The following is a 13,672-nucleotide window of genomic DNA, read 5'->3' on the forward strand; positions in this document are numbered from 1 at the left end:
GCGCTCCTCAATTTATAATAGTCGTCAATGTATTTTTAGCTGCGTCAGAGGCCTCCCCATACACAGCAGGTTCATTATATCATCACCTACTGTTAAACCCTGCGCGACACGACAATCGTCGCTAATCAACGCATTACAAAACGCCAGGCACTGTCCTTCAGTCACAGTTCATATCAAGAGGGCGCTCCAGTGAGCGCCCTCTATGGTTTATATCGGCCTAACTAAGCATAACTTGATGGCTGTCGCGCACCTGATACGTATTCATTCTTCGGGTCATATCATCAGCCTGCTCATCCAGCGAACGACTGGCCGCCGCGACTTCTTCCACCAAGGAAGCATTTTGCTGAGTGACGTCCTCCAGTTGAACCATGGCCCGATTAATTTCCTCAATGCCCGATGATTGCTCATGGGTCGCCGAGGCCATCTCATCCATCAAGCCCGCCATCTGCTTAACGCGCTGGGCGATACGTTCCAGCGTATTGTTGGTTGATGTTACCAGGGTTTCGCCCTCGGCAATCTTGTTCACGTTGTTATCGACCAGTTGACGAATCTGGCTCGCTTCGTCAGCGCTCCGGCTGGCCAGCTTGCGTACTTCATCGGCCACCACCGCGAAACCACGCCCATGTTCACCCGCTCGCGCGGCCTCAACCGAGGCATTCAGCGCCAGCAAGTTGGTCTGGAAAGCAATATTGTCAATCGTCGCGACAATGCTGGTGACTTGTTCATTGGCTTGCTGAATGAGCTGCATGGCTTGCTGGGCTTGCGACGCCACATGAGTCGCCTCTTTGGCTTCCTCGGCCACTTCGCCAGTCATCTTCTGAGCCTGTTGGGCGTTGTCAGAGCTCTGGCGGACCGTCGCTGTGATCTGCTCCATACTCGACGCGGTCTGTACCAGCGAAGCAGACTGCTCTTCCGTCCGCTGAGCAAGGTCCTGGTTTCCTTGCGCGATCTGATTGCTGGCCACCGCCACCGACTGTGCGTTGTGTTTGATCTCAGCCACCAGGTTCTCAGTTACCGCCGACGATTCATTGAAGGCGCGATACAGCTGCGATAATTCATCGCTACCCGGCACTTTCAAACGCTGGGTCAGATCGTTACCGCGCGTCTCAATGCTGGACAGTGCCAGATGCAGCGGTTGCGTAATTGCCCGTACAATCAATGCGGCAACGCCTATCGCCACCAAACTGGCCACCAGCGCAATCCCCGCATATTGCCAGAGCGCCTGCTGAGCTTCCTGACGCAACGCGGCTGTTTGAGTCACTATCGAATCCGCCACCTGGTCTTCTAATGCCTTCAAACGGCCGATCTTCACTGTCTGCCATTCGAACCATTCCTCTGGGTCCACGCCGTAGCCGCCCTCGCTGGCTTGGCTGATGGCAAGTTCGCGCCGCTCCAGAAGTCGCTCGATCTCCGCACCGCTTAGCGCTTGAGCAAGCTGTTCGCGACTTGCTTCACTGGTCAGGACCCGAAAGCTATCCAAAAAGGCCTGTTCCTCGCCGAGCAGTGATAAAAAGCGTCGCAACATCTCGGCTGACATGCCATCCGCAGCAAACGCATTCGACAGCAGCGCCCGTTCGATACCGGCCAGGTCCTTGGCTTCCAATAGCTGATAATAAGCGCTCAGTTGGCGGGTGATATCACCTTCCTGAGTGAGATGCGCCAACGTACCTACAAACGCCATCAGTTGGCCGTTAATGCCGGTATAGTGACCAAGCGCCTCCCCCATCGTCACCTCCAGGTCATCAACGCGATCGCGAAGCGCCGGCTGGCGTTGCCAACGTTCATCAATCTCGCGCAGTTGCTGCTGGACGGAGAGCGTCAGCTGCGATTGATCCAGGGAAGCCCGCTCGTTATGAAACGCCTCGGCGGCCTCATCGGTATTGGGTCGCTGCTGGCGAAGCCGGTTGCCAAACGCGTCACCCTCGCTGCCTAAAAATCCAGCCGTCATCCCACGCTCTAACTGCATCTGATGAACAACATCACCGGCACGCTGAGCAAGCTCAGTCATTGCATGGAGGCGGTCAAACTCCTGCAGCGAAGTACGACGTTCCATGATCCCCTGAATGGCAAACCAGGCCAACGCGAGCAACGGCAATAGCAACACGCAGGCGAATTTGAGCCGCATCGGCATGCGGTTAACGATAGTTTTCATTGCTTAGCCTCAAACTGATAGCGTCGTTAGTGAGGTAAGCGGCATGCTCGCGTTTTTGTTATCGCGTCGTGTAACGCTTTGAACTGAGTGTGCCGCATCATGTCACGTAGTTAAATACGCTTAATGCTCATGGATTAGGTAGGTAGTCAAAACGAAGCATATTATAGGGAGCTGGAATGCACGCTAATTGACCCAGGTCATGAAACCAAAGAGTTATTAGACACGTTCAAACCTATCGTGGGGCGCTCACGGAGCGGGGCTTGCGGCACCCAGAAAGCGTTGCTGCCAGTAGTCGATATCCAGCGGCACGCTCACCACTTCACGGCCGCTGCCGGGGGCGTGAATCATCTGCCCCTGCCCGCGGTAAATGCCCACGTGAGTGGCTTTCTGGCGTGAACCAAAAAACAGCAGATCACCCGGGCGCGGAGCATTCGCCGTTGGCAGTTGGCGAAACTGCTGGTCGGCGGTACGAGGCACACGGATCCCCGCCGCTTGATAGACCATCTCGACCAGTCCGGAGCAGTCCAGACCGTCGGGTGAGTTACCGCCAAAGCGGTAGGGAGTGCCCAGCGCTTGCTGGGCATGGGAAAGAATCAACGCACGCTCCATGGACAAGCCCTCAGCCTCGTCAAGGCGTTCATTCAGGTCTGTCTTGTGACTGGCGCAGCCTGACACCATCATGAGGATTAACAAACCTACAATAGGCAAGCTGCGCGCGAAGGGCATGGAGGCATCTCTACTTTGACCGGTTAGTCTATAGCATGGCGCAAAGATCGAGACGCTGCCAAATCGATTAGATAATCGCGTGGCGTACCCGGGCGGATATCCACTCCGACACCAGTACGGTGGCAAAGATCATGACGAAAATCACGCTGACCTGATCCCAGGCAAGGCTGTTGATCGAAGCGTTCAACTGCAAACCGATACCGCCCGCCCCCACCAGGCCCAGCACAGTCGATTCGCGGATATTGATATCCCAACGGTAAACGCTGATACCGGCAAATGCTGGCATGACCTGGGGCAACACACCATAGTTCATTACCTGCATACGGCTCGCACCGGTCGCGCTGATCGCCTCGACCGGCGTGGGATGAATCTCTTCGATGGATTCGTAGAGCAGCTTACCCACAAAGCCGATGGAACGCAGAGCGATGGCAATAATCCCTGCCAGCACGCCGGGACCCAGGATGGTGACCAGCAACATTGCCCAGATCAGCGAGTTGATCGAGCGTGACGACACAATCACCACCAACGCGGCGCTGCGTATAAGCGGATGCGGTGTCGTATTGCGAGCCGCCAGAAACGCCACTGGAAAGGCCATGACAATGCCCAGCGCCGTGCCCAGGGTGGCAATGTTCAGGGTGTCCCACATGGGCTTCCATAGCACATTGGCATAGCCCCACTCGGGTGGGGTCATGCGGCTGATCAGATCGGCTCCCTGGCGGCCAGCGTCGTCGACGAACACCCACATGGTATTGTCGGAAATCAGCTTCCAGCAGAGCAGAAACAGGCTGACCCCTGCCAGCCAGGCCAGGTACTGGAGCCATTGCGCGCGGGTCGTACGCCGCCGCCAGACCGGCTGACCCTGAGATGAGGTGGAAACGGGCATTCAACTACTCCACAAAGTATCGATTCAGAAAAGACTGATTCAGGGGGTTACTGGGTCCAGCGACGGACATGACTCGAGGCGTACTCGCACAGCAATACGATGGCGATGATGATCAGCAGGATCGCCGCTGAGGTATCGTATTCGTAGCGGCTCAGCGAGGTGTTCAAGGTGGCGCCGATACCTCCTGCCCCGACAATCCCGATTACCGAAGATTCGCGGAAGTTGATATCCAGGCGGTACATGGAAAGCCCGATCAAACGTGGCATGACCTGGGGTTGAATCGCGTGATTCATGGTTTGCCACCAGTTGGCGCCCGTGGCGCGCACTGCCTCAACCTGACGCCAGTCCAGGTCCTCGATGTCTTCGGCCAGCAGCTTGGCCATGAAACCAATCGTCGCAAACGCCAGGGTGATCATGCCGGCAAAAGGCCCAAAGCCGAACATCACCACGAACAGGATGGCGATGATGACCTCCTGAAAAGTGCGCGACACCGCAATGATCGCCCGGCAGACTGTGTAAATCGGCAATGGCGAAATATTGCGCGCGCCCCCCAACCCGACGGGTATCGCCAGCAGCACCCCAATCACCGTGGAGGTCAGCGTCATGGTCAAGCTTTCCAGCAAGCCCGCAACGATATCGTCGTAACGGCTGACAAAATCGGGCTGCATAAACGCGCCCAGAAAATTCACCGCACGGCCCGCCCCCTCAGCCACGCGCTCCCAGTCCACCTCTACCGAGGCGAGCGCCAACACAAGATACACCCCCACTCCGAGGACAATGCCCCAGCGCAATCGCGGGCTTGCGATCAGTGGAAGCCGGCGCCACTCGCCGCGGTGTGCCGCTTGCTGGCGCGCCGTCAACATCTCGGCCTGCTCGTTCATCGTGCGCCTCCGACGGCCATTGCGGGGGCCGCGCTGTACGAGGCTGTATCGGGCGGGTCATCGCTAACCTCGTCATCCATTGGTTCGGGTGTGGTATCCCAGTCCTCCTCGCCATAGATCGTAGTGAGAATCTCGCTGGTGAGCTCACTGGGGTCACCGTCAAAGACGATTTCCCCCGCCCGCAGTCCGACGATGCGGTCGGCAAATTGCTTCGCCAGCGCCACATCATGGATATTGATAATCGCCCCCAGGTCACGCTCGGCACACAGCTCACGAATCAAGCGCATGATTTGGCGAGAGGTTTTCGGGTCAAGGCTGGCGGTGGGTTCATCGACCAACAGCAGCTTGGGGCTCTGCAACAGGGCCCGGGCGATCCCCACACGCTGACGCTGACCGCCCGATAGCGCATCGGCACGCTTATCGATGGCGTGCGTCAAGCCAACCCGCTCCAACAGCCGAAACGCTTCCACGACCGCTTCCTGAGGGTAGCGGCGCAGAAAGCTGCGCCAGAAACCCACGTAACCCAACTGACCTGAGAGCACGTTTTCCATCACGGTGAGTCGATCAACCAGGGCATACTCCTGGAAAATCATGCCCATGGAACGCCGCGCATGGCGCAGCTTGTGGCCGGAAAGCTTGGTAATTTCGGTATTTTCCAGGCGAATGCTGCCCTGGGTAGGCTCAACCAGCCGGTTAACACAGCGAATCAGGGTGCTTTTACCGGCGCCGGATGGCCCGATCAGCGCCATCACCTGTCCCTTGGGCAGGGTTAACTCTATATTGGCCAGCGCCCGATCGCCGGTGGGGTAGCGCTTGGCTACGCCGCTTAGTGTCAACATTTTCCACCTCAAACATATAAAGAAACGGCCAGAAAGGGGAGCCTTCCTGGCCGGTTAACAACGTCCACCTGGCGATCAGTCGCAGTCGTAGGTCACCCCATTGGCATCAGCGATGGTGCGAATCACTTCCCAGTTATCCTGATAGGTAATGGGGATAAACTGGGCTTCGCCGGAGTTGGAGAATTCTTCCTCCAGGGCGGTGCCTTCCCAGTCATAGCTGAAGAAGGCGTCCTGAATGTCCTGCGCCAGTTCGGGTGCCAGGTTATGGGCCGTACCGTAGGCAGTGGTCGGGAACGTTTGCGAGGTATAAATGACATCGTAATCACCTTCTTCCACGACGCCACGCGACAGCATCCGACGCGCTACCGAGTTGGCGATGGCCGCGGCCTCATAGTCTTCGTTGACCACGCCTAGAACAGAGTTGTCATGTGAACCCGAGAACGCTGTCTCAAAATCTTCTCCCGCTTCCATGCCGTATTCGGAACGCAGTAGCGCTGAAGGCGCACGGAAGCCCGAGTTGGACGTCTCGGAGGTGAATGCCAGTTGGCGGCCCTGCAAATCTTCAACGGACTCAATACCGCTACCCGGGTAGGTGATAATTTCCATTTCATAGCCAAAGCTGCCGTCCTCGGCGGCCATCATGGCAAACGGACGGAAACCACCGCAGTTGACCGCTACTGGCACACCACCCGTATTAAAACCGGCGACGTGCAAACGGCCCGCACGCATGGCTTCCTGCTGGGCAGCGTTGGACTGTACCGGGAAGAACTGCACCTCTTTACCTGTGGCGTCACTCAAATGATCCAGGAAGTCAGACCAGACATCGGCATAGACAGCGGGATCTTCGACCGGCGTATAGGCAAACACCAGCGTGTCCGGGTCTACCCACTGGGCGTCATCGCTGGGGACATCTGCCATCAGATCGCCGTCCGCATCCTGATAGCGGCTGGAAAGATCGGCCTGAACCGCCACGGCTGAAAAGGCAAAGGCACTGGCAACGGCGGCGCTAATGAGGGTACGAGGAAGAGATAACGTCTGCATGGATCACCTGATGCGTTGTTAGAAGACACAACGATACTGACGCGCTCAGATGACAGAGGCGGGACATTCAGATGACCCATTGGTGACGTTTTGACGACCGTAATGTGTCATTACGCTTTCAAGCTGGCAGCGTTGCGGCTACGTCGCTCGACAAACAGGCTGTTGCCAGGAATTTTTTTGGCCTGTTGCTTTAACTCCGAGAGTTCGGCAGCGACATCCAGGGCCTTACAGTCGGCGACGGGTGGAATCGGCTTGACGGCAATCGAGACGCTGACAAACGGAAAGAAGCTGATTGTCCCCTGCCGGTTTTCGATGTGGATTCCGCCACGCTTGCGGTCGTCCTCTTCATAAAATCCCGGCGCCATCAGCTCCATATGATGCAGGATCTGCTGGCAGGCTTTTTCCCAATGCGCCAACGGCAGTAGCAGCATGAAATCATCCCCGCCGATATGGCCGATGAAGCCACCGACGCTATCGGCCTGAGCCTCCAGCAGCCGGGATAACGCAATGATCATGTGATCGCCCCGGGCATAGCCGTAGGCGTCGTTAAAAGCCTTGAAATTATCCAGGTCGACGTAAGCAGCGGCCACCCCCTCACCGGCATTCAGGTAGCGGCCAAGGGTTTCATTGATCAGGATATTGCCCGGCAACCCGGTAAGCGGGTTGGCATGGCGCGCCTGGCGAACCTGGATGGCAGTAATTTCACGCAGCAAGTCGACAATATTGCCCATGCCCAGGTAGTGGCTATTTTCATCGACAATCACAAAGTCTTCCTGCTCGATATCGCGGCTATCCGTCAGTTGCTGACTCAATATATCCAGCGGGGTACTGGCATTAGTGATCAATGACTTGGTATCGGCGACATCCAGCACGCACCGCTTGGCATAAAGCGCATGGCTGTAGGGGTTGGTAAACAAGGTGAGAAACGCATTACGGCGCACCACGGCCACTGGCCTGCCGTCATCGACCACCGCTACGCAGCGAAGACTCGACTGCTGTCGAAAGCGCTCGGCCAGCGTAAGAACAGCACAGCTAGGGGTGACCGCTTCAATCGCCTGACAGATCGAACGGGCCGTTCGTCCCGCTGGGTTTGCCAGCGGTTTAGCGGCAGGCAGCCGCATATGCAGCTGAAGCGGAGGCTCCGCGCTGGGTCTGGCAAAATAAAACCCTTGCAGCAAGGCCAGGCCACGATCGAGCTCCCACAGGCACAGGTGCTCAGCGGCGGTTTCAACGCCCTCCGCTATCAATTGGCAGTCCAGACTACGCGCAACATCCAGAATAGAGCGTAGAAACTCGCGCTTGGCGGCCTCCTGATCGATGCCCGAAATAAAGTGGCGATCCAGTTTGACGAAGTCCGGGCGCAGTTCCGACCAGTGGCGCAGGCTTGAGTGGCCCGCGCCGAGATCATCCAAGGCCACTTGAAAGCCCATGTCGCGATAGTGATCCACTGCCTGGCGCATCAACTGGTAATCATGAATGGGCACGTGCTCGGTGAGTTCGATCACTACGCGCTCTGGAGGAAGGCCGCTTTCGCGAATAAAGCCTAGCGTCAATCCTTCGCGAAAATCACGTTCCAGGATGGTGAGCGGCATGACGTTCAGAAATAGTAGACTAGGCAGCTCGAGTTCGGCAAAGCGTCGTATGGCCAAGCGACGGCAAAGCAGGTCCAACTCAACCAGAAGCCCTGCCTGAGTGGCGACTTCAAACAACCGCAGCGGCGAATAAAGCGGAGAAGAGCGAGGCCCACGAACCAGTGCCTCGTACCCATAGATGGCTTGCTGGCTGGCATCCACAATGGGCTGAAAAAGGACCTGCAAGTCTTCTGTATGAATGATGCGATTGAGCCATTGCGCTTCTTGTGCGGTCATTGCCTGTTCGTCACATTAAATAACAATCGGATATCCCTAGCGTTTTTATCCATGAGATAAGCTTGGGCCAATACCGTGACGAAATGATGACAGACGCTATAACTCCTAACGCGCCGGTATATCGGGCGGTGGAAAACAGGCTTCTCCTCCGCTGGCGTCCAACTGGCGAATGTCGACCGGGCAGCCGAGTTCGTCGAGGGTCACTAGCCCGATACCGCTGGCGTTCCAGAGGCGTTCGCCAGCACTTGCACGGTCGGGATCACGGGGGTGAACACTCAGCTTGCGGCGCTTGGTAAACCAGTTGAGCGGTGACCAGGGGGCATACAGCCAGCGATTGAGCCGGTCAAAGGTGTCCAACAGCGAATCAGGAAAGGTATTTTTGACCCCGCTGGAAGTGATCTGCCATAGCCTGGGCGCATGCTTGCGGTGACGCACCACGATGTCGTAGGCAAAGGAGTAGTGCACATCGCCGGACAGGATCACGTAGTTGCCGGGCGTTTTGGAATGCTGCCAAATCTGCAATAGTACGTTCGCAGCCCCGCGATGCGCCATCCAGTTTTCGGCGTCGACCATCAGCGGTTTGCCAGCCAGGGTAAACAGCTTCTGGATACCTTCGATCAGCTTGACGCCAAACATCGGCGCGGGTGAAATGATCACTGCGCTGGGCGCCCCGATCAACGCCTGCTGCATTTCAATCAACGCCTCCCAGTCCATCAACCCGGAAGGACGCTGCGGGTGTCGCTCGTTACGCCAGCGGCGCGTACGGGTGTCCAGCACGATCAATGGCGGTTCGCCGGAGACCTGAAACGCCCACCCCTGAAACGCCAGCAGGCGGTCAATCAGGCCGTCTTGCGCCACGTTGGCGAGATAGCCGGTGCTGTCTACCGACTCGAGCATCGCCTTGGTCTCGTCAATCAGCGGGTTGAGCTTTTCAGGCGCGTTACCCCACCCCTGACAAAGCAGGTAAGCGATCAAGGCATTGCCGATAATCTGCTTCGAGAACGGGTGACCGTAGGCACTTTGCTCCCATTCAGCGGTCAGATTCCAGTCGTCGGTTACATCATGATCGTCGAAGATCATCAGACTGGGCAAATGCGCCATGGCGCGCGCACACTGAGGCAAACCCGCCACAAACGCCTCGATCACGCCCTGCTCCTGCTGATAAAGCGCGTCGTCCTTGTCACCCAGTGACGGCTGAGAGGGCGCAATAACCTGCCATGCCACGGGCGACCAAACCAGGCAATACATGGCCAACATTTCGCCCAGCGTCATCAGATGATTCTGCGCATTGGCCGAGGTAAAGACGGGCTTTTTCACGCCGCCAAAAAAGCGTTCGCGAAGCGCCACGTTGCTGGTGGTATCCGGTAGTAACTGGCTGCGCTGATAGTAGCTGTCGGGGGACGTATAGAGCGCCTGGCTGTCACTGATGGTCGCCCCTTCCAGATACTCATCGACCAACCCCAGGCGTTCCGTCAGGGCATGAATCGCGCGCAGCATCGGCCCTGCCACGTCATCCACATACACCTGATCGCCGGTCATCAGCAGCCAAGCGGGCCATTCGCCTGGCGTCGTCTGACGCTCGGCCAACCATTGGTCAGCACGCACCAGACCGTCGGCGCTATCATGGTGGGGCTTGCGGCAGGAGCCGTGCATCAAGCGATGATGGCGCGAGGCAATCACAAACCCCGGGTAGTCCTGGCCGTCGTAGCATAACCACGGCGCCCACTCAGGAAGTGACTGGTAACCACCATCGCGCTGCTGCACTTTCAGGTCATAGGCAATGCGCTCATCGCGGGGCAAGGGGCTCGCCAACGGCACGTCGATCAAATGGATAAACGCATGTTGCCCGACAGGCAGGCATTGCTGATAAGCCGCGAGCGGATACGTCTGTGCTCGCGGCCCGTCGGGATGCAGCACCAGGGACATGGTGAGCGGCCGCGACGTCAGGCACCACATCACCCACCGTGAAGGGGTGATGCGGCGCAGAATGGGGCCAACCAATACATCCGGGAGGACTGCCGCGTGGTGGTTCATGGATCGCTCCTTGCCTGTTCGGTGTTCGTGACGCGTTTTCAGCGGCTATCCGGGCGACGAATCACGACGACGGGTAGCGTGATGGTGACCGCCAACCCGCCCAAAGCGGCCCGCTCAAGTTGCATATCGCCACGATACAGAGCGACCAGATCAGCAACGATAGAAAGCCCCAAACCACTTCCCGAACGTTTCTCATCCAGCCGTTTGCCCCGCTGCAGCGCTGCCTGGCAATCAGCTGGGGACATTCCGGGGCCATCGTCGCTGACACACAGCTGGAGGTGTTCGCCATGTGCCTCCAGGGTCAGAATAACCTCGCCCTTCGCCCAACGCAGAGCGTTATCCAGAATATTGCCGACAATCTCCTGGGCATCCTGGGCATCCATGTGCGCTTGCATATCGCGCGGCAGGGTATGCTCAAGGTGGATATCGCGGCGCTGGGCCAGCCTTGCCAGTCCGTTTATCAGCGGCGCCAGGGCTTCATTGAGCGACACGGGCGCCACCCTACCGCCCTCACCGGCCGCCGAGGCGCGTGCCAGATGGTGGCGCACGGCGCTGTCGATGCGCGTCAGCTCCGCTTCCCAGGCGCTCTGCTGCTCGGCCGGTGCCTGACGGGCCAGCAGACGCATCACACTGAGCGGCGTCTTCAGCGCGTGGGCCAGATTGCCAGCGGCATGGCGACCACGTTCTATCAAGCGTTGGTCACGGGCCAGTACGGCGTTCATGGTGGTGGCCAGGCCGGCCAACTCATCGGGCAGCCGGGTATCCAGTTGCTTGGCCTCGCCGTTTTCCACCTCGCGCAGGTTGGCTCGCATACGCCGCAACGGCGCCAGCCCCCAGCGAATCTGTAACGCCAGCACCGTCATCAGCAGCGTGCCCAAGCCGACTAAACCGCCCCATAACCACTGCTGAAACTGGCGCACATTGTCCATCAATGCCTGGTTTTCTGCCGCAACGCTGATATGCAGCGGCTGCTCGAGCGGTGCCAGCTGTATATCGCGCTCGACCAGGCGCAGCGAACTTGCCCGGGGACCGTTCACGGTTCGGGCAATGAGCGTGTTGCCGTCATGGGTCGGCAGGCGCTGATCCCATAGCGAGCGCGAGGTGAGCGTGTGCTGCTGACCGTCGGTCATCTGCCAATACCAGCCGGAGTAAACCTGATCGAAACGCGGATCACCCAGATCGCGATCAAAGATCAGTCGCTGCTCGACACGGTCAAAGGCGACCCCGGCGATGACCACATTGAGCAAGGCTTCCAGGCGATCATCGAAGGCCTGCGTCGCCGACTCACGGTAGTGATGGGACAGCAAGAACCCCGCTAAAGGCAGCCCGACGATGACGATCACCAGGGTCGCCACTAATAGACGGCTGGCGATTGAGCGACGCGCAATGCGGCCCTGCCAATATGGCCAGGGCATCATCCCGCCGCCGGCTGCTCGGCCAACAGGCGGTAGCCCTGGCCGCGCTGGGTGACAATACGCCATGCGCCCAACTTGCGTCGTAATCGGCTGACCTGAACATCAATGACGTTGGAATCGGGTTCATGGTCACGGTCGTAGACATGTTCGGACAGCTCGGTGCGGCTCACCACCCGGGGCGCGGCGTGCATCAAATAGCTCAACAGTCGCGTTTCCTGGGCGGTCAGCGATACGGGGCGGCCCGCTAGCGCCACGTGCTGGGTATGGGTATCCAGGCTTAACTCTCCCATCCTGAGCACCGGGTGGGCGTGCCCGTGGCTGCGGCGAACCAGCGCACGCAGGCGAAACAGGACCTCAGCGGATTCAAACGGCTTGGTGACATAGTCGTCGGCGCCAGCGGAAAAACCGGCCGCTTTATCGGCCCAACGTTCACGCGCGGTTAAAATCAGTACCGGCAGATCAATGCCGTCTTCGCGCCATGCCGCCAGCCAACGGATGCCGTCACCGTCGGGCAGTCCAACGTCCAGAATCAAGCTGTCGTACGCTTCGGTGCGCACCAGAAAGTCGGCTTCCTGACCGTTGAACGCATGCTCTACCAGCCAGTCACCATCGCGTAATGCCTGGCCAAGTTCGCGGGCTAACGCCTGGTCATCCTCTACCAACAAACACTTCATCGGCTCACCACTGTTTCTGCCTTCTATTCCGTGCGGCGCATGTCGTTGATCCTGACGCCTTCCATCTCCATAAGCTGCCCGGTCTGACCATCAAATTCAAACTCTACCACCTGGTTTTGCGGACCCAGCAGCTTGATTTCATACTCGACGTAGCTACCTTCACGCTCGACCTCAACTTCCAGTACCTCGCCGATATAATGAGCCTCCAACCAATCGAGAATGGTTTCCAGAGATACCACCTCACCCTCGCTGACCTCCCCGTGAAGCGTCTCCCACGAGGAATCAGAAGACGCCTGCCCCGTGACCAGGCCAAGCACCATTATCCCCACCAGCATCATGCGGCGCAGTGCAGGCGGCGTATCACGGCATGGCCGCGTTGTCAGGAGGGAGGTCACATGTTTCATTGTCACACCATGCCAAAGTCAACATGAACGCTAGATGAACCGCTTTGTCAGCTTAAGGAAAGCATAGTGGGGGTATAACGTCACTGTCGCATTCGCCGAATGCCGTTTACCACCTCGAATGGAAAGAAGGAATTAACCATGAATACGATGAAAAAAATGCTGATCATCCCGGGCTCTGCGTTACTGCTTACAGCAGCGGTGGGCACAGCCCAGGCGGACTCTCTGGCGATGGACCGGATTGACGATGTGCTGACCCACGCCAATGATTATGGCTTTACGCATTTTGAAGAAGTCAGCATCAATAGTCGTGGCCGCGCAGAAGTCGAAGGCTGGCTCGACGATGAGTGGTACGCCGATGTCAGCTTTTCAATCGATGACGGCGAAACGCTGGAAGAAAAACGCGAACGGCTAATTACCGGTGCCTGGGGCATGAGCGAAGACGATATTCGCCAGGCGCTGAACGTCGCCAGCCAGGAAGGTATGGTCGAGTTTGAAGACATGGATATCGACGAAAGCGGCGTTATCGAGATTGAAGGGCGCGATGAAAACGGTCGTGAACTGGAAATCAGCGTCCGCCAGGGTTCCTACGATATCACCCAGATGGACCGCGACTGATCGTTAACTGTGTCGCTTCACGGGCTTCCAGTGGGGAGCCCGTTTGCGTTCTAGGCCCCTGCCACAGATTAATGCCTGATGAAATACCTGCAGAGACGGCCTCTTCCATATCAGCAGTAAGCGTGTTACCAACGGCCGTG

12 protein-coding genes are annotated in these 13,672 nt (G+C 58.0%); 1 reads left to right on the forward strand and 11 read right to left on the reverse strand.

The features are described from left to right. Positions 1-217: 217 nt before the first annotated feature. The 11 genes from QC816_RS14010 to QC816_RS14060 all read right to left on the reverse strand — a co-directional run bounded on the left by QC816_RS14010 (position 218) and on the right by QC816_RS14060 (position 12,917). Complete coding sequence (locus QC816_RS14010; RefSeq protein ID WP_309782888.1) at positions 218-2,152, reverse strand: methyl-accepting chemotaxis protein; 1,935 nt, start codon at positions 2,150-2,152, stop codon at positions 218-220. A 246-nt stretch (positions 2,153-2,398) separates the two neighbouring features. Next, the gene (locus tag QC816_RS14015) at positions 2,399-2,878 is read right to left on the reverse strand and encodes a C40 family peptidase (protein ID WP_085917679.1); all 480 of its coding nucleotides are present in this window, start codon (positions 2,876-2,878) and stop codon (positions 2,399-2,401) included. 67 nt (positions 2,879-2,945) lie between these two features. After that, positions 2,946-3,761 (reverse strand): phosphonate ABC transporter, permease protein PhnE, encoded by an 816-nt coding sequence (gene phnE / locus QC816_RS14020; protein ID WP_199284495.1) that lies wholly within the window; start codon positions 3,759-3,761, stop codon positions 2,946-2,948. A 47-nt stretch (positions 3,762-3,808) separates the two neighbouring features. Beyond that, positions 3,809-4,642, reverse strand: a complete 834-nt coding sequence (phnE, locus tag QC816_RS14025) for a phosphonate ABC transporter, permease protein PhnE (RefSeq protein ID WP_264825347.1) — start codon at positions 4,640-4,642, stop codon at positions 3,809-3,811. Next, positions 4,639-5,481 (reverse strand): phosphonate ABC transporter ATP-binding protein, encoded by an 843-nt coding sequence (phnC, locus tag QC816_RS14030; protein ID WP_309782892.1) that lies wholly within the window; start codon positions 5,479-5,481, stop codon positions 4,639-4,641. The genes phnE (QC816_RS14025) and phnC overlap by 4 nt, the downstream gene beginning before the upstream one ends. A gap of 75 nt (positions 5,482-5,556) precedes the next feature. Then, entirely contained in the window at positions 5,557-6,522 is a 966-nt protein-coding gene (gene phnD, locus QC816_RS14035) for a phosphate/phosphite/phosphonate ABC transporter substrate-binding protein (RefSeq protein ID WP_085917675.1), read from the reverse strand. Between the two features lie 110 nt (positions 6,523-6,632). Beyond that, complete coding sequence (locus QC816_RS14040) at positions 6,633-8,390, reverse strand: bifunctional diguanylate cyclase/phosphodiesterase (RefSeq protein ID WP_309782895.1); 1,758 nt, start codon at positions 8,388-8,390, stop codon at positions 6,633-6,635. Positions 8,391-8,495: 105 nt separating this feature from the next. Continuing rightward, positions 8,496-10,424, reverse strand: coding sequence for a metallophosphoesterase family protein (locus tag QC816_RS14045; RefSeq protein ID WP_309782897.1), 1,929 nt, complete (start codon positions 10,422-10,424; stop codon positions 8,496-8,498). A 38-nt stretch (positions 10,425-10,462) separates the two neighbouring features. Then, positions 10,463-11,842: a sensor histidine kinase gene (locus QC816_RS14050; protein ID WP_309782898.1), complete on the reverse strand. Its 1,380-nt coding sequence runs from the start codon at positions 11,840-11,842 to the stop codon at positions 10,463-10,465. Next, positions 11,839-12,513, reverse strand: a complete 675-nt coding sequence (locus tag QC816_RS14055; protein WP_230447747.1) for a response regulator transcription factor — start codon at positions 12,511-12,513, stop codon at positions 11,839-11,841. Before QC816_RS14055 ends, QC816_RS14050 begins: the two co-directional genes overlap by 4 nt. Positions 12,514-12,536: 23 nt before the next feature. After that, a complete protein-coding gene (locus tag QC816_RS14060; protein WP_139839341.1) occupies positions 12,537-12,917 on the reverse strand; it encodes a PepSY domain-containing protein in 381 nt (126 codons plus the stop codon). Between the two features lie 138 nt (positions 12,918-13,055). On the opposite strand from QC816_RS14060, the gene QC816_RS14065 reads away from it, so the two are divergent. Then, positions 13,056-13,532 (forward strand): PepSY domain-containing protein, encoded by a 477-nt coding sequence (locus QC816_RS14065; protein ID WP_085917671.1) that lies wholly within the window; start codon positions 13,056-13,058, stop codon positions 13,530-13,532. Positions 13,533-13,672 lie beyond the last annotated feature (140 nt).

The organism is Vreelandella janggokensis, assembly GCF_031451615.1.
In the GTDB taxonomy this organism is placed as follows: domain Bacteria; phylum Pseudomonadota; class Gammaproteobacteria; order Pseudomonadales; family Halomonadaceae; genus Vreelandella; species Vreelandella janggokensis.